The sequence below is a fragment of the Corallococcus sp. RDP092CA genome (genome assembly GCF_041903675.1).
Lineage (GTDB): Bacteria > Myxococcota > Myxococcia > Myxococcales > Myxococcaceae > Corallococcus.
The window spans coordinates 137513-155461 of record NZ_JAYESI010000022.1 but is presented as its reverse complement, the minus strand read 5'-3'; the positions used below and the strand labels follow the sequence as shown (position 1 = coordinate 155461).

The following is a 17949-nucleotide window of genomic DNA, read 5'->3' as shown; positions in this document are numbered from 1 at the left end:
TCGCTGCCCTCGAAGAAGAGCGCGAGCTCGGAGTGCGCCAACTGCACGGGCGCGCCCGGTGCCTCGTGTTTCCAGAGGGCCGCGAAACGACCTCGCTCCAATCTCTTGGAGAACAGACACAGCCCCGTACCGTCGAAGAAGAGGGCCTTGGCCCGGCGACGGCTCCTTCCCACGAAGAGGAAGACGTCGCCCGACAGCAAGTCGCGGCCCATGTGGCCCGTCACCAGCGTGGCCAACGTGTCGAAGCTCTTGCGCATGTCGCACGGCTGCCCATACGCGTACACCGCCAGCCGCCGGGTGGCTCCAATCATCCCCCCAACTCCCGCAGCAACCGCGCCACCTGCCTCAGCGTCAGTCCTTCCACTCGCACGCCCCCGGCAGCGTGCACCACCAGGCGCTCCACCTCCGCCTCGTGCTTCACCGCGACGGGGCGGAACACCCGCGACATCTCCTTGCCTCCCTCGGGCCCCCCTGCTCCTCGCCGCACCTGCTGGTGCCACCGCGACAACGTCCAGGAGGACATCCCCAACTCCTTGGCCGCCGCCTCCTGAGTCACCCCTTGCGCCTGCCGACCCCTCACGTACTCCACCGCCTGCGCACGGAAGGCCTCGTCGAATCTCAACTTCACTCCGACTCCCGCTCGCGCCTTCGCCTGCGCTCGCAACGTCTCCCTCATCTGCTCCAAGTCCATTCACTCCCTCCTCTACCGGGGAGCACCAACCTCCTCACTTCATGCCTCACTTGTCACGACGGGCTCCGGCGAGGAGTTACTGTACTCCTGGCTCGCAGGAAGAAGACGCCCTCCCCAAACCTCACCCTGGCCCATGGCTGAGCACCCACTGGGCTCCGGAAAAATACCGGTCAAGAACCAGATCGATATGTCCGTCACGTATTTCCGTTGAGTCCTTCGCGGGTCCTTGGAGCCCGCGGATGCCGGAAACGACGCCTGCGGGGCCGGACTCGGGTGGGTGCTCACGACAGGGAGGGGTACATGACGGCACTCTTGGCGGATGTGCGCGTGCAGGTGGCGCGGTGGCGGAACCTCCTGGTGGACGCGGCCCGGTGCGGCGCGATGGAGAGCCCCCTGGCGGCCCTAAACCATCCCCACTGGGAGCTCCGGGAGCTTCAGGCACTCTGGTGGCTGCGCTCGGAGAGCCTGCTGCCCGTGGGAGTGCTCGCCATGCGCCTGGGGGGACTCACCATGCCGCGCTTGAGCCGGCTGGTGGATCGGTTGGAGGACGGCGGCCTCGTGCGCCGCGAACGCGCCGTGCGACATGATCGCCGACGCGTGCGCGTGCGCCTCACCGACGCGGGCCGCGCGCTCGCGGACGAGCTCGACGCGCAGGTGCAGGGGCGCATGGCGCAGCTGCTGTCTCCCCTCCAGGGTGAGATGCGCAGCGCGCTGATGGATGTCCTGGAGGTGTGGATGCAGGCCCTGACCGCCCAGGCCCGCTCCGCTGAAGAGGTCGCCGGGGAGGGCGCCGAGCTGGCCAGCGCCCCTGACGACCTTCTAACGGCTTCGGCCGCCTGAACCTACAGCCGCACCTCGATGACGCCCGAGCGGCGACACGCCTCCGCGCCGTCGCCGTCCCACAACTCGCCGTCATCGCCGTACAGCATGAGCGGGAGCTCGTCGGTATTCACGGGCCCCATTGGCCACCGGCCTGCGGTGTCCGTCCTCCCGCCTACGCGCGGCAGCGAGCGGTACATCCCTCCCGCGCTCACGCCGACGCCAGAGCGGGGCTGCCCATTCTTGAAGACATGCAGTTCGCACGAAGGCGGAGGTGCCATCTCCGGGGACAACCGCACCTCCATTTCCTGCGCGTCATCGCCCACCCGTGCCACGCTGCTCGGCCGCGCCGCGAACGGAGACGACGCGACCTGGACCCGGTAGGTGCCAGGCTCCACCAGGGACACCGCGACGCCGTCCTCTTCCGGGAGGAACTCCTGCGCGGGGACATCGCGCCAGCCCCCCTCCGCGTCGCGACGCTCCAGCAGGTACACCGGGTAGGGCACCCGGGAGCGCTCCATCAACTGCGACTGCGTAAAGCCATCCATCCGCAGCACGAGCCACCGGTACGCCGGCACCCGCCAGTCCACCTCCACCACGCCCTGCATCCCCGCCGTCGGCGTGAAGGTAAACCGCCACTCTCGGGGTGCCACCGGACGTCCCTGCTCCGGTGACTCCCGCGACACGGTGAAGACCGTAGGCCCCCAGGCAGGCACGTCCTCCACCGTGAAGCGCCCGTCCTCGCCAAACGGTATCGGCTCGCCGTCCGCGGGCTTCACGGTCGCGGGCCCCAGGGGCCGGCCCATGTCGCCCAACAGCACCCGGCCCCTCAGCGTGACCGTGCCGCCCACCCCTTCAGGGAACAGCTTCGCCACATCCAGCGTCACCGGCTCCACCGAGCCCTCTCGCAAGGGCACCTCCAGGGACTTGCTCCGCTTTCCGGCTGGTGTGCGCAACACCAGCCACACCGAAAAGTCCGGAGGCACGGGTGCCAACCGCGTCTCGCCGTCTGTCACGAGCGGCAGGAAGACGTCCTCATCCATCGCATGAATGAGCTCTGGCGCCGCCAGTGCCAGCACCGGCAGCAGGCGGCTGACCCGTTCGACGTCCTCATCCGGCCCGATCCCCCGGCTCATCCGCACGGAGAACGTGCCCGGAATGTTCCGTGCTCCCTCCAAGCGCACGCGCACGCCTGTGGGAGGACGCGCCTTCACCACGCCCAGGTCCACGACGCCTGTCATGGGAGGACTCGCGGGCACGTGCTCCGCCCACCAGATCGTCCCGTCTGGCGCGAAGGCCATCACCTCATAGCGCGGCGCCGATGGCACCTCCACCGGCCCTACCACTCCGCCCTGCGCTGAAACGGTGACCGGGGCCTCCATCCACTCCCGCACGTTGGCCAGGTCCTCCAGTCGCTCGGGCCGCGCGCGCCCGGTGCCCTGGCGCAGCTCAGCCTCCCACCAGCCGCGATCCCCGTCGGAGATGAACGCCGCGCCCACGCGCGCCTCACCTTCGAATGGCCGCCCCCCCTCCAGCGTCGCCGTCAACCACAGGCCCGCGTCCGCGGCCTCGGCCATCTCCACCACGGGCGCGACGTCCGGCACACCGGCGTCCTCGACCCGCATGGACACGGGAGGTGATGACGACACCGGCGGCAACGCAGGCGCAGGACGCAGCAGCATCCATCCACCCACGCACAGGAGCACCATCACCACCAGCCCGCGAAGGACCTGCTTGCGGCGCATGCGGCCTCAGTCCGTGTCGCTGTTGGAGTACAGGGACAGCCACACCGGCGCGTGGTCCGACAGCCGCGTGACGTAGTCCACCGGGTTCGCGATGTAGTCGCGGCCCGTGCTGGAGAACTCCGTCACGTAGGTGTCCTGCATCCAGAAGTGGTCGTACGCGTTGGCGTAGCCCCCGGACGTGTTCATCGTGGTGGCCACGTCCAGCTTGCAGGTCACCGCGGGCGACAGGCCCTTCAGCTGGCTCCAGGACGCGTGCGTGCAGGCCATGTTGTGGTCGCCCACCAGGATGACGTCCTGGTCCACGCTGCTCGCGGACTGCACGGACGCGAACACGCCGTCGATGGCCTGCGCCTCCGCCGTGCGGTCCGCCGCCGTGCCCCACACCGCGTGCCAGTTGAGGAAGGTGTAGTCCGCGCCCGTCGGCACGTGGCGCACCTTCACCACCTGCGGCTCGCGCTCGAACAGGTCCCCCGTGTCCGTCCACACCGAGGAGGACAGGAGCGACACCGTGTCCGTCCGGTACAGCACCGCGTAGGACTCCTTGTAGGACGACCGGCCGAGGAGCGGCGTCACCACCGCCTTCCACGTCACCCCGGACACCTGCGTCAGGTTCTGCGCGATGGCCGTCGCCGCGGCGGACTCCATCACCTCCTGGAGGAACACCAGGTCACAGCCGTTCTTCGAGTTGCTGTTCGCGCCGAACTGGGTCCACAGCTGCTTCGCGTCATCCAGATACGTCTGCTCCGCCGCCCAACCCTCGTGGCGAAGGTTCCAGCTCACCACCCGAAGGTATGAGCCCGCCTGCGCCAACGCGGGGAGCACCAGCACGGTCAACACCAGGACGCGCGACAAGAAGGACGACCCTCTCATTTCACGGCACCTCCAGGCCTGCGGGGGGAACAGCGAGCCATCTTCAGCGAAGCCGAGGCGTCAGGGACAGCCTTCCTTCGTCGAATCGCGGTGACAGCCCCCCACAAGGCGCGCCCCGCGCTCCACCCATTAAATGCAACTTGATTGCATTTGAACCCATGTGGCATCTATTGCGGGTCTCTCGCGGAAAGGCGAGCGGGCGCGCGCACCGCCACAGGTGCGTCCAGAGGGGAACCCATGAACCGCATCGTCTGGAGTGTCGGAGGCACGGGGGTCGTGTTGTCGTGTCTCGCGGTGGCCTGGCTGCACCGGCCCCTGGAGGCCCCGGTCGAGCCGGCCCCCGCCCCGCCCATCGTCTTCCAACAGCCCGCCCCCCCGCTCTCGCAGGCGGAGGCCGCGCCCCCGCCCCGCGTGTCCGTGCGCGAGCCCGTGCCCGCCGCGCCGGAGCCCGGGTCGGAGACGCTCCTGTCGCCAGAGCTGTTCCTCGACGCGGCGCTGAAGGCGAAGGGGCCCGTGCAGCCGGAGCTCCGGGACCGCGCGCGCCGCGTGTTGCCGGAGACGCGCGTGCGGCTGGTGCGGGCCCTGCGCGCGGACCACCCCACGCCGCAGGCCCGCCGTGACGCCGTGCTCGCGGAGCTCACCGCGTCCGGAGCCAGCGCGGAGCCGTGGACGCAGGACGCCCGCGCCGCGCTGGACGCATGGCACGCGCGCATCGTCCAGGACGTGCGGCCCGTCCCGGCGGAGCCGCCCCACTGCTACGCCGCGGGCTGCGTGACGCGCGTCACCTTCCCGGACGAGGCGTCCTTCCGCGACGCCTGGGAACGCACGTCCCGCCTGTCCCCCAGCGCCCATGGCGCCCACCTCCAGCTCCCGCCCGAGCGCCTCCCCTCGGGCGAGGTGCGTGTCCCCTGGCTCGTCCTGCGCCCGGACCGCTCCTAGCCCCCGCTCTCACCCGCAGCACCCTCCAAGGAGTCACCCATCATGTCGAAGCTGTCCCATGTCCTGCTCGCCGCTGGCGCCGTCTTCATGCTCGCCGGCTGCGGTACCGAAGAAGCTCCCGCCGTCCCCGAGTCCCAGGCGTCCGAGGCCCCCATCACCCAGCAGTCGGAGCTGCTCGCCGCCTGCCAGGACACGGAGGAGCTGGCGGAGGTCGCCGAGCACTCCTGCACCCACGCCGAATACGGCCCCTTCGAGTCCGTCACCGCCGCGCCCTACGGCGGCCCGTCCTTCGTGGACGTGAGCGTGGAGCACACCGCGTACAACGTCACCCTGCCGGCCATCTCCTTCCACAAGTGGACGCTGGGCTACGCGGGCTCCGTCATCTTCACCCCCGAGGAGTCCACCGAGTACGCCTTCCTCACCTCCGGCTACCGCGCCATCCGCGTCGTCAACGCGGCCACCAACGAGGAGGTGGGCCTGGAGTGCCGCTACAACATCCCGCAGGAGGTCTGCGGCAGCCTGCGCACCGCCGTCACGGCCGACCTGGAGGGCGGCGTGGACTACCGCGTGGACTTCGCGGCCATCGTTCCCCAGCCCGCCACGTTCCTCCTCGTCATCGAGGAGACCGCCCACGACCACCACGAGGAGTAGCCCCTCTTGAGTGAAGGCCCGTGGACACCTCCAAGGTCCACGGGCCTTCCCAACACCCGAAAACTTCTGTATCTCAGTTGCATCTACATCGCGACTCCAGATGAGGCAGCCCCATGCGCATCCCGTTTCCCGCCCTCCTCCTGGCCGGCGGCCTGGCGGTCCTGACCGCCTGTGGCGGCGACGACGACGCTCCGCCCGCCCCGGACGACACGCCCCAGGAGCAAGGCGACCCCTGCGCCCCCAACGGCCACATCCACCGCGAGCCTGACGGCGACTGGTGCCACTGCAACCGGGGCTACCTGGCCAGCGAGCAGGGCCTGTCCTGCGTGGCGGACCCGGACTACGTGCCGCGCGAGGACTTCGACTTCGGGGACAACGGCGAGCACGCCTGCTGGCACGTCACCCACGGCCCCTTCGCCACCGTCACTGCCTCGACGGAGCGGCAGCCGCGCGTGGATGACTTCCACACGCACTACACCGTCAACCTGCGCCCGGAGGGCGGCCAGTCCGTGGGCACCTTCAGTTTCAAGGCCTGGGCCACGGGCGACTTCGTCCTCTACCTGAGCACGCCCGACGTCCCCGTCACCGTGAAGGAGGGCGAGCGCGTCGTGGAGCCCGTGGGCACCCAGGCCACCGGCGCCTTCTGCGACGGCCTGAAGCAGATGGTCGGCTACGAGCTGACGGACAAGGTCCAGTACACCCTCACCTTCGGCCCCACTCCGCTCACGAGCCTGGGGCTCGTCATCGAGAACCTCCAGTGACGGGCTGAATCGCCTGACCATTATTGCAACCAGATTGCGATTACGGCATGAGTGAGGCACCGGGCGCACCGGCGGTCTCTGGCCGCCTGGCACTCCGCCGCGCCCGGCATCCCGAAAGGAAACACCCATGTTGAAGATGAAGCGCATCGCGCTGGGCGCGCTGTTGTCGCTCGGCCTGACGGCCTGCGGACCGATGGAGGAGGCACCGGAGTCCTCCTTCGAGGCGCAGGACTCGCAGGAGCTGGAGGCGGGCTGCACGTCGCTGGGCACGGGCATCACCACGCACGCGTGCACCCACGCCATCAACCCCGCGGACCACGTGTCCATCACGGCGAGCGCCACGCGCGTCACCAGCGCGCCCGCCATCAGCACGAAGCACAAGGCCTACGACCTGGCGCTGCCGTCCGGCGCCGAGGGCTCGGTGACGTACGTCCCGGCCACGACCGGTTCGTATGCGTTCTACCGGACGCAGAACGTGCCCATCACCGTCATCAACGGCAGCACCAGCGCCACGGTGCCCTCGGCGCTGTCGCATGCCGTGTCCTCCTCGGGCTGCTCGCTCACGCAGGTGTCCGTCTACGACCTGACGGCGGGCACGACGTACATCGTGGCCACGGGCCCCGCGTCGGGCAACGCCATCACCGTGGTGCCGGAGTTCCTCAACGACACGCGCACGCGCTACTACCAGGACGCGGACGGCGACGGGTACGGCAACAACTCCGTGTCCGTCTACACCGCGTGCACGCCGCCCGCCGGCTACACGACCCAGCGCTTCGACTGCAATGACACGCCGGGCACTGGCGCCAGCATCAACCCGGGCGCCGCGGAGATCTGCGGCAACGGCATCGATGACAACTGCGACGGAGCGCAGTGCTGACCGCCGTCCCCTGACGCGGGCCTGAGAAGGCTCGCTCCCGCGCCGGAGCACCTCCCTCGGAAGGGTGCTCCGGCGTGGGCCTTTCCCCGCTTGCACGAAGGACTCCCCCCGATGCGTCTCTCCTCCGCCACCTTCCTGTTCATCACCTGCGCCGCCCTGGCGCTGACCGGCTGCGCTGACGACGACCCCGTCATCACGCCGGACGCGGGCACCACCACCGACGCGGGCACCACCACCGACGCCGGCACCACCACCGACGCCGGCACCACCACCGACGCCGGCACGCCCTCCCCGGTCACCGTCACCGCCTCCCAGCCCGCCGAGGGCGAGACGGACGTCTACCCGCTGGAGATGTACCTGGACGCGTCCGGCCAGACGCCGGTCATCGCCTTCCGCAAGGTGCTGACGCTCACCTTCAGCGAGCCCATGGACCCGTCCACCTCCCAGGTCACGCTGCGCGACCGCACGGACACCACCGCCCCCGCCCGCGTGCTGACCGGCACCTGGTCCGAGGACGCGCGCACGCTCACCGTCACCGTGCCTCGCACCGAGGAGAGCACCCGGCCGCTGGAGGTCTCCACCCGCTACGCCCTGGCGCTGGACGCGCTGAGGGACACGGCCGGGCTCGCGCTGTCCTCCGGCACCGTGGGCCTGGGCGGCGACACCGCGCTGGACTTCACCACCGGCGAGCGCGACCCGGAGCTGGAGCACGCGTGCACGCACACGCTCGTCAACACGCCGGAGGCCGTCACCGCGGGCCGCACGCCGTTCGACTTCCCGCCCGACACGAACACCGGCCACACGCGCTACGACGTCGCCCTGCGCACGGTGGAGGGAGGCTTCGGCGGCTACACGGGCTTCATCTCCGACCCGGAGAACGCCGAGCACGTCACGCTCTACTTCAACCAGGAGGTGCCCACGAAGGTCACCAACGACACGACGGGGACGGACGTGGCGTCGGTGCTCGCGCCCGCGCGGTTCATCTGCGCGGGCATCACGCACACGGCGACGTTCGCGGCGGAGCCGGGGGATCAGATCTACCTGTTCCAGTTCGGCCCCGTGGCTTCTGAACACATCCAGTTCGTGCTGGAGCGCGAATAGCAGTCCACATGGCCCGCGGGGAGGGGGCGCGTCCACCAGGACAAGGTGGACCGCCCTGGCGGTCCGATGCCGCGTGGATGGCCGCTCGCTACGGTGACGGTCTCTCTCGGAGTCGGAGGCCCACCCCATGCGCCACGCCGCCACGCCCAGGACGCTCGCCCCTTACGAGGAAGTGCAGACGCTGCCCCATTACCTGGTGGGCGAGGCGTTGGATGGCGTCCTCTACGTCTCGTCGCCGCCCATCGCGCGCAAGCAGGGGCTGACGCCGCTGCTGGGCCGCGCGCCGGAGGGCTGGTGGTGGACCTCCGAGCCCCGGCTGCTCCTGGGCCAGGACGTGCTCGTGCCGGACCTCGCGGGCTGGGTGGGCGGACGGCCGTCGACGCTGCCCGATGGCGCGTTCATCAACAACGTGCCGGATTGGGTCTGCGAGGTGCTGACCCCCGCCACCGCGAAGCTGGACCTGGCCATCAAGCTGCCGCGCTACGCCCGCGCGGGCATCCTCAACGCGTGGGTCATCAACCCCGTCCACCGCGTGGTGGAGGTGCTCCGCCAGGACCACGAGCGCTGGGTGCTGATGAACACCTACGTGGGCGAGGAGCGCATCCGCGCGGAGCCGTTCGGAAACGTGGACCTGGTGCTGTCGCCGTTCTGGACCCAGGCCTGAGGCGCTCAGCGCTCCAGGTCCGCGATCCCGCTTCTAATCGAGAACAGGAAGCCCACGTTCCCCGAGACGAGGGCGATGCCGCTCGCGGCCCTGAGCGCGGCGGTCAACGCGCGGCCCGCTTCCGGAACGGGCAGCTCGGGCGCTCCGCCAGCCGAGGAGACGACGAGCGGGCGGGAGCGTGCGGGGAGCGGGAAGCGGTGATGGAGGGGCATGACGCGGTCGAGCGGCGCCCCCATCCAGCCCCCGCGGATGGATTCACGCCGCCGGCTCCCACGCGCCGGTGAACGCGTCGAAGCGGCGCACGTTGACGCTCAGCGCCCGGTACACCTGGGTCTCCGCCCCCACCTCCACCGGCGTCCCGTCCGGGGGCGGCGTCAGCCGGTCGAAGTGCGCGCCGGTGAACCAGCGGTGCGGCTGCGGCTCGAGGACGAAGAGGCCCTCGTCGTCGAGGTCCACCTCGATGGGCACGAAGTCCACCCGCTGGAGCTCCACGGGCGGCGGGAAGTCCATGGCGACGCGGAAGGGCACGCGCGCCGCCGCCTGCGTCGCGACGCCCTCCAGGACCAGGGAGCGCCCCCCCATCACGTCCGCCTCCGGGCCCAGGGCGCTCGACGGCGGCTGGAGCAGCAGCGACAGCGACCGCGCCAGGCCGGCGATGCCAGGAGAGCGCCCCAGCACGCGCGCCTGCCCCGCGTCCGCGAGCAGGTCGAAGACCACCTCGCGATCCCACTCGCCCAGCACGCGGCCTCCGGAGAAGAAGTCCCCTTCGTGGGCGTGCGCGGTGGGCAGCAGCACGCCGCCCAGGCGGCGCAGCAGGGCCTGGGGCTGGAGCGGCGAGGCCTTCTCGAACAGGTAGATGGGCCCCAGCACCAGGCGCGCGGTGGTGAGCGCCACGCGCCAGCCGGTGTCGGTGGTGAAGGTGCCCACGGAGGGCTCGCCGGGTGCGAGCGCCGGGCGCAGGCCCATGCGGAAGGTGATGCTCCGGCCGCCGGTGCCGGACAGGCCGCAGCCCGCCGCGAGCGCGCCGCCCAGCAGCCACGTGAAGGCACGACGCGAACAGCGCTTCATGGCCGCTCCTCCTGGAGGTCCAGGTAGACGGTGAGGGTGCCGCGCACGGTGCGGGGCGCACCGGCGGAGAAGTGGCGCGTGGCCAGCAGGGACGCGGGGGCGTCGGGGCCGCGGAAGTTGGACACGTAGTTGAACTCGGACTCGCGCCAGCGCGCGTCCAGCAGGTTCTCCACCGACAGGCCCAGCTCCACGGCGCGCCAGCTCGCGCGGGCCGCCACGTCGAAGAGGAAGATGGGCTCGCTGTAGCGGTCCAACGGCAGGGGCTTGGGCCCGATGGCGCTGTGTCCCAGCGCCACGCTCCACCCCACCGGCTGGCGGGCCACGGTGGCCGTGCCCCGCCACGACGCGTCCACGCGGCCCAGCAGCTGCGGGATGTACGGCAGCACCGCGCCGTCCCACAGCCTCCACGGCGAGGCCCCGGGCAGCGGCTGCGTCGCGCGGGCCCACGCGAGGCTCGCCTGCACGTCCAGGCGCTGCTCCCACTGGAGGCGCGCGCTGCCGAACGCGCCCAGCCGCTGCGACGGCCCCAGCGGCTGGTTGCGCCCCGTCGTCTCGCTGAACACCAGGTCCTGCGACACGCGCGTGGCGAACACCGCGCCGCGCAGCTCCAGCAGGGAGGGGCCGTCGCTCCACCGCCAGCCCAGGCCCGTCTCCCCGGAGGTCACCCGCGCGTAGGGCGCGAACTCCGCGTCGGACAGGCCGGCCGCGTCGCTGGAGCGCGCCCCCAGGCCCGCGCTGGTCAGCCATGTGAGGCGCCGCGTCAGGCGCACCTCCGCGCTGGCGCGGGGGCTGGCGAAGAAGCCATACGCCTCCACGGACTCCTCCGGGATGCGAGCCCCCAGCCGGTCCTCCGCCGGCCGGTTCAGGTCCTCCACGCCGAACAGGAACGCGTCCACGCGCACGCCGCCGCGCAGCGTGAGCCACTCCAGCGGCGCGCCCCGCAGGGACAGGTACGCGCCCAGGTTCGTCACGCGCACCTGGTTGTCGAACACGGTGGCGTAGGGAGCGCCGCCCTTGTCGCGCAGGCGCCGCGCGCGCGTGTGCACGTTGTCGTAGCGGGCCAGGTAGCCCAGCTCCAGCGGCTGCGGCTGCCCCGCCCAGGTGAGGCCCGGCGTGTACCGGCCGCGCAGCCCCACGGTGGTGCCCTGGTAGGACTGCTCCGTGTCGTCGCCGCGCTGGGCCTCGCCGATGGGCGGCGTGTCCTGGAGGAAGCCGGTGAAGTTCTCGCGGCCGCGCATCTGCCGGGCGATGGCGAAGGCCTGCTGCACGAAGCGGCCCCCGCGCTCCAGCCGGGACGTCAGCTCCACGGAGGCGATGTGGCGTTGGCTCGCGCCGCCCTGGTTCGGGTCGTAGAGGCAGAAGAACTGCGAGTCCGCGTCCGCGTCACACGGCAGCCGCGCGTCCACGACGTCCGTCTCCCGCACCACGCCCGCGGAGGCATAGCGCGCGCCGTAGCTCGCGCCGAACAGGCGCAGCTTCGTCTCCGCGCCCAGGCGCAGCTCCGTCTGGGCCATCAGGCTCGCGTTGGCGTAAGCGCGGTTGGGGCCGAAGCCGTGCCCCTGGCGCAGCAGCACGCCGACGAAGGTGGCGGCGGTGGCTCCGGGAGGCCCCCACACCAGGGACAGCCGGCGCGACGCGAAGCTGCCGTAGCTGGCGGACGCGGTGATGCCCCGCCGCTCCAGCCCCAGCTGATACTCCACGGTGCCCGCGACGCCGAAGTCGCCCTGCGACGGGTCGTAGGGTCCCTCCGTCACGCGCAGGGACTGCACCAGCTCCGGGATGATGAAGTACGTGTCCGCGTAGCCGTGGCCGTGGGCCTGGGAGACCTCGTTGAGGGGCACCCCGTCCAGGCGCATCTCCACGTCCTTGCCCTCGCCCGCGTCGAAGCCGCGCAGGTAGACGGTCTCCGCGTGCCCCTCCCCACCGTGGTTGGCGAGCATCACCCCCGGCGCCAGCAGCATCAGGTCCGTGGCCGAGTTGCGAGGCACATCCGCCAGCTGCCCCACCGTGATGTGGAAGTCCCCCACGGCGACAGGGGGCGGCGCGGCGGACTGCCCCCGCACGGTGGTGGAGAACGCGGGCGGCTCCGGCTTCGCGGGCGCGGGCAGTGGCTCCGCCCCAGTGGGCTCCGGCGGCCCGGACGCGGAGGCGCCGTCATCCGCCGCGAGCGCCGCAGGGTCCACCACCGGCTCGAACGTCACCGGCACGTCCACCCGCACCTCCAGCGGCGCCGCGCCCCGGCGCGCGGGCTCGAAGCGCCAGCGCAGGGCCGCCGCCATCGCGGCCCGGTCGAAGGCCACGCCTCCGGACTCCCTCACCTCCACCTGGGACACCTCGCCCGCGGCGTCGATGGTCAGCCGCAGCAGCACGCGCACGGCCTCCGTCAACGCGGGCACCTCCGCCGGCATCACGGGCGGCGCGGCCTCCACGGGGACGGGCGGCGTCACGGGCACTTCGGGCGACGCGCTCAACAGCCAGAGCACCAGCGTCGGGATGAACACGGGCAACGACCTCGGCCGGCGGGGCCCACCCGACACGGGCGGCCCTTCCAACGGCCGCCCGTGGATATCGCAACCCGCGCTTGACTTGCAATTAAGTTACAAATACCAAGCTGCTGCATGAACCAACGACGCAAGTGGACCCGGGCCCTGCTGCCAGGCGCGCTGGCGCTCATGGCCGCGGGCTGCGGCGATGCGGTGGCGCGGGGCGACGTGCGGGTGACGTTGAGCGGCGGGGACGGCACGCAGCGCGGCTACGCGGACCACCTCTTCCAGGACGGCTGGTCCGTGCAGTTCACCAAGTACCTGGTGTCCCTGGGGGACTTCACCCTCACCTCCGCGTCCGGCGACGTGCGGGCCACGACGGAGCACCTGCTGGTGGACGTCCAGAAGGGGGACGTGCCGCTCACCGACCTCACGGGCCTGGAGGCGGGGCGCTACGGCGTGGCCTTCCGCGTGAGCCCTCCGGAGGCCCGCACCGTGGCCGGCGCCTCCGTGTCCGCGGGCGACCTGGCGATGATGCGCGAGCGCGGCTTCAGCTACTTCGTGGAGGGCCGCGCGCAGAACCGCGACCCCACGCTGGGCCTCTACACCTTCCGCATGGGCTTCCCCGTCAACGCGCGGATGGTGGACTGCATCAACGGCGTGGACGGCACCCAGGGCATCGTCGTGCCGGAGAGCTCCGTGGCGGAGGCGGAGGTCACCATCCACGCCGAGCACATGTTCTACGACCGGCTGGGCACCCACCGCGGCGTGCAGCTGCGCTTCGAGGCCATCGCCGCCACCGCGGACCCGGACCACGCCATCACGCCGGAGGGGCTGGCGACCCAGGACCTGCTGGACCTGCGCGGCCTGGACGGCGGCGAGCTGCGCGACGCCCAGGGCAACCCCGTCGTCTACCAGCCCGGCGCCTACGCCCTGCGCACGCTCCAGGAGTTCGTCACCCAGAGCATCGTGGATCAGGCGCACCTCAACGGCGGCGGCGTCTGCACCGTCGCCGCGCCGTAGGGCCTCCCCGTCGCGGGAAGGCCCCGGCGGGCGTCAGGCCTTGGGCGCTTCCTTGGCGGCGCGCTGCGCTTCGACCTCGCGCCGCACGTCGTCCATGTTCAGCGCGCGGACCTGCCGGATGAGGTCCTCCAGCGCCGCGCCCGGCATCGCGCCCGGCTGCTCGAACAGGAGGATGCCGTCCCGGAACACCATCAGCGTGGGGATGGAGCGGATCTCGAAAGCACCGGACAGCTCCGGCTGCGCGTCGGTGTCGATCTTCCCGAACACGATGTCCGCGTGCTTGCTGGAGGTGCTTTCGAAGATGGGCGCGAACGCGCGGCACGGACCACACCAGGTGGCCCACCAGTCCAGGATGACGATGCCGCTCTTGCCCACCGTCTCCTTGAAGTTGTCCTTCGTGATTTCGAGCGTCGCCATGATGGCCTCCTAACGAACGTCCAACAGCTCCACCTCGAAGAGGAGGGTGGCGTTGGGGGGAATCACACCGGCCGCGCCGCGCGAGCCGTAGCCCAGCTCCGGCGGGATGGTGAGCTTGCGGACGCCGCCCACCTTCATGCCCGCGACGCCCTGGTCCCAGCCCTGGATGACGTGGCCGGCGCCCAGCGGGAAGGTGAAGCCCTGACCCCGGTCCCGGCTGCTGTCGAACTTCTTGCCGTCCGTGAGCGTGCCCACGTAGTGCACCGTCACCCGCTTGCCGGCGACCGCTTCCGCCCCGGTCCCGACCTTCACGTCTTCGACTCCCAAGCTCATGCAGGCTCCTTGGCGGGGGATCCGCCGTGGAAAGATGGCCACTCTAATGCCGGGCGCCGCCTCCCGCCTCCCTGAATGCCCATCCCCCGCTGGAATAAAAAAGGTGACGGCGGGGCGCCGGATGATTCCGGACACCCCGCCGTCAGCTCCTGCCATGGAGGCCGTGACTTCCAGGCTTCAGGTCAGAACGTGCCACCCACGTTCAGCGAGCCCACGTAGCTGCCACCGCCCCCCGCGTCGCCGCCGCCCGGGTCGATGTTGGGGGCGAACTGCTTGTCGAACAGGAAGTTGTAGTAGCCGCGCAGGTCCGCGGTGAAGTGGCCGAAGTGGCCGCGCACGCCCACGCCCGCCGGCACGTTGCCCACGGTGTCGTCGCTGTAGCCGAGCGACTCACCGCCGCGGAAGTGGTAGTTGCTGATGCCGATACCGCCCAGCAGGTACGGCTGCACCGCCGTCGGCGTCATGGCGAGCGTCAGGGCCGCCTGGCCGCCGTTGCGCACCAGGTCCGGACCGGTCTCCGCGCCCGCGGAGCCCGCGTTCTTGATGTTGTTCAACGCGCCGGAGTAGCCGACCTCGACGCCCAGCACGGACGTCGGCTTGATCGACGCCGTCACGTTCGCGGAGGGACCGGGGGCCAGCTGCGGAGCCAGGGCGCCGGTGTAGCCTTCCACACCGCCACCGATGAGGAGCGTCAGGCCCTTCTTCGCGTTCTTGCTCTTCTTCTCCACCTCGAGCGGCTGGACCTCCTCGTTGGCGCTCGCCGACGGGCGGAAGTCCGAGGACGGCGGCGGCGTCGTCAGCCCGCTCCCGCCCGTGGCCTGGTCGCTGCCCAGCGTGCTCTCACGCTGGCTCATGCCGCCGCTGCTCGTGCCGGACGGCGGCGGAGGCGGAGCGGGAGGCTGCGCCGCGGGAGGCGGAGGCGCTGGCGGCTCGGCCTGCGGCGTGATGTTGCTGGAGCCACTGCCGCCGGTGCCGCTGCCGCCCACGCCGGACTGGTCCACCGGCTCGCAGCGCAGCGGCATGTTCAGGTAGACCGCGCCGCTGCCGCCCTTGGCGCTCGCGCTGGGGCTGCTCAGGCCCTGGTCGCTGGTGCCCAGGCCCTGGCTGCTCGTCGAGGAGCCGTCGTACGACGAGCCGCTGCCGCCCGTGCCCTGGAGCGACTCATCCACCGGCGCCTCCTCGATGATGAGGTCCTCCTCCTGGACCCCGCCCTGGGAGGACTGCGCCGACATGTCCTTGTGCTGCTTGTCCTTGTGGACCGCGGCCTGCCCTGGAGGGCAATCCTTCTCCGCCGCGCCCGCCCCCGTCCCATACATGAGCGCCGCGATGGCGCCCGCCAGAATTTTCGCTTTCATCCAACCCTCCATCGTCGACTGACTGACATGAAGGTTGTCTTGCGTGGGACATCCGGCAAGCCTTGCGCGGGAAGTCAAAGACAGCCGACCCGCCCGCCTGCCCTCCAGGGGGGAGGGCGTGGTTTCAGAGCCACTTCACGGGGGAGGAGGGCATGGACGCCCCCCTGTCCACCGTCAAAGGCAGACGTCAAAAGCCATCCGTCACGCGTCGCGCAGCCAGGCGGATCCGGTGACGACAGGCAATTGCAGCGCGCGCTCCCGGTCCAGGTCCAGGTTGCCGATGTGCAGCGACAGCGGCGCCTGCACCCACTTGTAGATGGACTGCTGGAACAGGCGCACGAAGCGGTCCACGTACCCGCCCAGCCGCTCCGCCTCCACCTCCGGGAACATCGCGGTGAGGGCGGTGCGCATCTCCGACGGGGTGAGCTTCTCGCCCGCGTGCAGGTAGAAGCACGCGTCCAGGATGGGGAAGGGCATCAGCTCCTCCTCCCCCACCTGATCATGCGCCAGCTCCGGCCCGGCGGGCTTGGCCAGCACCTTGCGGATGCCCTCGTAGCCGGTGGTCTCCTGGAGGTAGTCCAGCAGGTACATCACCACCGTCTTGGGCACGTTGGCGATGACCGCGAGCGCGCCCATCAGGTCGCCGCCGATGGTGGTGTAGCCCACGGACTTCTCGCTCATGTTGCCCGTCTGGAGGAACAGGCCGCCGCAGGAGTTGCTCCAGTTCCACATGCGCTGCGCGCGGATGCGGGCCTGGATGTTCTGCTCGGTGATGGGGGTGAGCTTCACGTCGCCCAGCATCTTCTGGGCGGCGGCCTTCTCGCGCTCGAAGGCCTCCTCGATGGAGACCACCTGGAAGGGCACGCCCAATTCCCGCGCGATGGTCTCCGCCGCGTCGCGCGTCTGCTCGCTGGAGTACGGACTGGGCATGTAGAACGCCTGGATGAGCGAGCCCGGGTCGTCCGGCCGCGCGCGCTTCGCGTAGCGGTGCGCGATGAGCAGCGTGAGCAGCGAGTCCCGCCCGCCCGACAGCGCGATGCCGAACAGCTTGAAGGCGCGCGTCTTCTCGAAGTAGTCGCCCACGCCCAGGGACAGCGCGTCCAGGATGTCCTCGCACAGCGCCACGCGCGCGGTGCGGCGGGTATCCGGCGCGGGCAGGAAGAAGCTGCGGTGCGCGGGCACGGGGTACGCCAGCCGCTGGCGCTGCGTCTGCACCGCCTGCGTGCAGTCCAGGGTGGGCACCTTCCTGCCGCCGGCCGTGACCCAGTCCTCGCGGTCCACGCGCCAGGTGGTGTTCTCCGTGCGCAGGCGCAGCGTGCGGTCCAGGTCCACCACGGCGGAGGTGTAGCCCTGCTGGAAGCGCGGCGTCTCCAGCACATGGCGGCCGTTCTGGTTGACGAAGCCGCCGCCGTCGAAGATGAGGCCGTCGTTGCTGCCCACCGCGTTCGCGTAGGCGATGGTGACCTGGTGGTCGGACGCGCGCGTGGCGATGAGCTCGCGGCGCGTCTCCCAGAAGCCCAGCCGGAAGGGGGAGGCGGACAGGTTCACCACCAGCTCGCCGCCGGAGTACGCGCGCCGGCGCATGGGGCCGTCCGCGCTCCAGATGTCCTCGCACACCTCCGGCGCCACCGTGCCGAAGTCGAACTGGAAGAGGTAGTCGCCCAGCGGCACGCCCCGGTGGCGCTCCGCCATGCCCGGCTGGCCGTGGCCGAAGGTGCGGCCCTCGTAGAAGACGTTGTACGTGGGCAGCTTCTCCTTCGGGACCAGGCCCAGCACCTGGCCGCCCGCCACCACCGCCGCGCAGTTGAGGCGCACGCCCTGGTGGGCCACGCCCACGCCCAGGATGCTCACCAGGGGCAGCGCCGCGGTCTCCTTCGCGAAGCGCTCCAGCTCCGGCCACTGGTGGTCGATGAAGCCCTGCCACTGGACCAGGTCCTCCGCCGGGTAGCCGGCGATGACCTGCTCGGGGAAGACGCCCAGCGTGACCTCCTCCGCCGCCATCTTCCTCGCCAGCTCCAGCACCCGGTCGGTGTTCGCCTGGAAGGCGCCCACGGTGGTGTTGACGCTGGCGATGCCAATCTTCACGAGCCGCATGGTGCGTCGCTCTCCCTGGAAGGCGTGATGCCCCGAGCAATGCGCGCAAGGGGGGGCC

General features: G+C 71.1%; 18 protein-coding genes. 8 read left to right on the top strand and 10 right to left on the bottom strand.

Going from position 1 to position 17949, the window contains the following annotated elements:
- On the bottom strand, positions 1 to 311 hold a 311-nt coding region (tnpB, locus tag U8525_RS23220), incomplete at its 3' end, for an IS66 family insertion sequence element accessory protein TnpB (RefSeq protein WP_374268476.1).
- A complete protein-coding gene (locus tag U8525_RS23215; RefSeq protein ID WP_374268475.1) occupies positions 308 to 691 on the bottom strand; it encodes a transposase in 384 nt (127 codons plus the stop codon). The genes U8525_RS23215 and tnpB, both read right to left, overlap by 4 nt.
- Before the next feature lie 300 nt (positions 692 to 991).
- On the opposite strand from U8525_RS23215, the gene U8525_RS23210 reads away from it, so the two are divergent.
- A complete protein-coding gene (locus U8525_RS23210; protein ID WP_374268474.1) occupies positions 992 to 1531 on the top strand; it encodes a MarR family transcriptional regulator in 540 nt (179 codons plus the stop codon).
- A gap of 2 nt (positions 1532 to 1533) precedes the next feature.
- Here the strand turns inward: U8525_RS23210 and U8525_RS23205 are convergent, their stop codons facing one another.
- Complete coding sequence (locus U8525_RS23205; protein ID WP_374268473.1) at positions 1534 to 3255, bottom strand: carboxypeptidase regulatory-like domain-containing protein; 1722 nt, start codon at positions 3253 to 3255, stop codon at positions 1534 to 1536.
- Between the two features lie 6 nt (positions 3256 to 3261).
- A complete protein-coding gene (locus U8525_RS23200; protein ID WP_374268472.1) occupies positions 3262 to 4107 on the bottom strand; it encodes a deoxyribonuclease I in 846 nt (281 codons plus the stop codon).
- A gap of 255 nt (positions 4108 to 4362) precedes the next feature.
- Here U8525_RS23200 and U8525_RS23195 point away from each other — a divergent pair, with 255 nt between their 5' ends.
- From U8525_RS23195 to U8525_RS23170, 6 genes are all read left to right on the top strand, one after another.
- Positions 4363 to 5064 carry a hypothetical protein gene (locus U8525_RS23195; RefSeq protein WP_374268471.1) on the top strand — a complete coding sequence of 234 codons (702 nt, stop codon included), beginning with the start codon at positions 4363 to 4365 and terminating at the stop codon, positions 5062 to 5064.
- 42 nt (positions 5065 to 5106) lie between these two features.
- Complete coding sequence (locus U8525_RS23190) at positions 5107 to 5715, top strand: hypothetical protein (protein ID WP_374268470.1); 609 nt, start codon at positions 5107 to 5109, stop codon at positions 5713 to 5715.
- A gap of 113 nt (positions 5716 to 5828) precedes the next feature.
- On the top strand, positions 5829 to 6476 hold the full coding sequence (locus tag U8525_RS23185) for a hypothetical protein (RefSeq protein ID WP_374268469.1): 648 nt from the start codon (positions 5829 to 5831) through the stop codon (positions 6474 to 6476).
- A gap of 127 nt (positions 6477 to 6603) precedes the next feature.
- Entirely contained in the window at positions 6604 to 7353 is a 750-nt protein-coding gene (locus U8525_RS23180) for a putative metal-binding motif-containing protein (RefSeq protein WP_374268468.1), read from the top strand.
- Positions 7354 to 7464: 111 nt separating this feature from the next.
- Positions 7465 to 8454, top strand: coding sequence for an Ig-like domain-containing protein (locus tag U8525_RS23175; RefSeq protein ID WP_374268467.1), 990 nt, complete (start codon positions 7465 to 7467; stop codon positions 8452 to 8454).
- A 127-nt stretch (positions 8455 to 8581) separates the two neighbouring features.
- Complete coding sequence (locus U8525_RS23170) at positions 8582 to 9118, top strand: Uma2 family endonuclease (RefSeq protein ID WP_374268466.1); 537 nt, start codon at positions 8582 to 8584, stop codon at positions 9116 to 9118.
- 255 nt (positions 9119 to 9373) lie between these two features.
- Here the strand turns inward: U8525_RS23170 and U8525_RS23165 are convergent, their stop codons facing one another.
- Together U8525_RS23165 and U8525_RS23160 are read right to left on the bottom strand one after the other, a co-directional pair.
- A complete protein-coding gene (locus U8525_RS23165) occupies positions 9374 to 10186 on the bottom strand; it encodes a hypothetical protein (RefSeq protein ID WP_374268465.1) in 813 nt (270 codons plus the stop codon).
- Positions 10183 to 12687 (bottom strand): TonB family protein, encoded by a 2505-nt coding sequence (locus tag U8525_RS23160; RefSeq protein ID WP_374268464.1) that lies wholly within the window; start codon positions 12685 to 12687, stop codon positions 10183 to 10185. Before U8525_RS23160 ends, U8525_RS23165 begins: the two co-directional genes overlap by 4 nt.
- Before the next feature lie 117 nt (positions 12688 to 12804).
- On the opposite strand from U8525_RS23160, the gene U8525_RS23155 reads away from it, so the two are divergent.
- Positions 12805 to 13692: a hypothetical protein gene (locus U8525_RS23155; RefSeq protein WP_374268463.1), complete on the top strand. Its 888-nt coding sequence runs from the start codon at positions 12805 to 12807 to the stop codon at positions 13690 to 13692.
- A 33-nt stretch (positions 13693 to 13725) separates the two neighbouring features.
- On the opposite strand, the gene trxA is transcribed toward U8525_RS23155, so the two are convergent.
- From trxA to nadE, 4 genes are all read right to left on the bottom strand, one after another.
- Positions 13726 to 14109 (bottom strand): thioredoxin, encoded by a 384-nt coding sequence (gene trxA, locus U8525_RS23150; RefSeq protein WP_374268462.1) that lies wholly within the window; start codon positions 14107 to 14109, stop codon positions 13726 to 13728.
- Between the two features lie 9 nt (positions 14110 to 14118).
- Complete coding sequence (locus U8525_RS23145) at positions 14119 to 14442, bottom strand: FKBP-type peptidyl-prolyl cis-trans isomerase (protein ID WP_120547595.1); 324 nt, start codon at positions 14440 to 14442, stop codon at positions 14119 to 14121.
- Between the two features lie 182 nt (positions 14443 to 14624).
- Positions 14625 to 15797 carry a hypothetical protein gene (locus tag U8525_RS23140; protein ID WP_374268461.1) on the bottom strand — a complete coding sequence of 391 codons (1173 nt, stop codon included), beginning with the start codon at positions 15795 to 15797 and terminating at the stop codon, positions 14625 to 14627.
- Positions 15798 to 15998: 201 nt separating this feature from the next.
- On the bottom strand, positions 15999 to 17891 hold the full coding sequence (gene nadE / locus U8525_RS23135) for an NAD(+) synthase (RefSeq protein ID WP_374268460.1): 1893 nt from the start codon (positions 17889 to 17891) through the stop codon (positions 15999 to 16001).
- Positions 17892 to 17949 lie beyond the last annotated feature (58 nt).

Bases quoted from the DNA above. Each gene is read 5' to 3' on its own strand.
- U8525_RS23215 (WP_374268475.1), bottom strand. From the start codon at position 691: ATGGACTTGGAGCAGATGAGGGAGACGTTGCGAGCGCAGGCGAAGGCG.
- U8525_RS23210 (WP_374268474.1), top strand. From the start codon at position 992: ATGACGGCACTCTTGGCGGATGTGCGCGTGCAGGTGGCGCGGTGGCGG.
- U8525_RS23205 (WP_374268473.1), bottom strand. From the start codon at position 3,255: ATGCGCCGCAAGCAGGTCCTTCGCGGGCTGGTGGTGATGGTGCTCCTG.
- U8525_RS23195 (WP_374268471.1), top strand. From the start codon at position 4,363: ATGAACCGCATCGTCTGGAGTGTCGGAGGCACGGGGGTCGTGTTGTCG.
- U8525_RS23190 (WP_374268470.1), top strand. From the start codon at position 5,107: ATGTCGAAGCTGTCCCATGTCCTGCTCGCCGCTGGCGCCGTCTTCATG.
- U8525_RS23185 (WP_374268469.1), top strand. From the start codon at position 5,829: ATGCGCATCCCGTTTCCCGCCCTCCTCCTGGCCGGCGGCCTGGCGGTC.
- U8525_RS23180 (WP_374268468.1), top strand. From the start codon at position 6,604: ATGTTGAAGATGAAGCGCATCGCGCTGGGCGCGCTGTTGTCGCTCGGC.
- U8525_RS23175 (WP_374268467.1), top strand. From the start codon at position 7,465: ATGCGTCTCTCCTCCGCCACCTTCCTGTTCATCACCTGCGCCGCCCTG.
- U8525_RS23170 (WP_374268466.1), top strand. From the start codon at position 8,582: ATGCGCCACGCCGCCACGCCCAGGACGCTCGCCCCTTACGAGGAAGTG.
- U8525_RS23165 (WP_374268465.1), bottom strand. From the start codon at position 10,186: ATGAAGCGCTGTTCGCGTCGTGCCTTCACGTGGCTGCTGGGCGGCGCG.
- U8525_RS23155 (WP_374268463.1), top strand. From the start codon at position 12,805: ATGAACCAACGACGCAAGTGGACCCGGGCCCTGCTGCCAGGCGCGCTG.
- trxA (WP_374268462.1), bottom strand. From the start codon at position 14,109: ATGGCGACGCTCGAAATCACGAAGGACAACTTCAAGGAGACGGTGGGC.
- U8525_RS23145 (WP_120547595.1), bottom strand. From the start codon at position 14,442: ATGAGCTTGGGAGTCGAAGACGTGAAGGTCGGGACCGGGGCGGAAGCG.
- U8525_RS23140 (WP_374268461.1), bottom strand. From the start codon at position 15,797: ATGAAAGCGAAAATTCTGGCGGGCGCCATCGCGGCGCTCATGTATGGG.
- nadE (WP_374268460.1), bottom strand. From the start codon at position 17,891: ATGCGGCTCGTGAAGATTGGCATCGCCAGCGTCAACACCACCGTGGGC.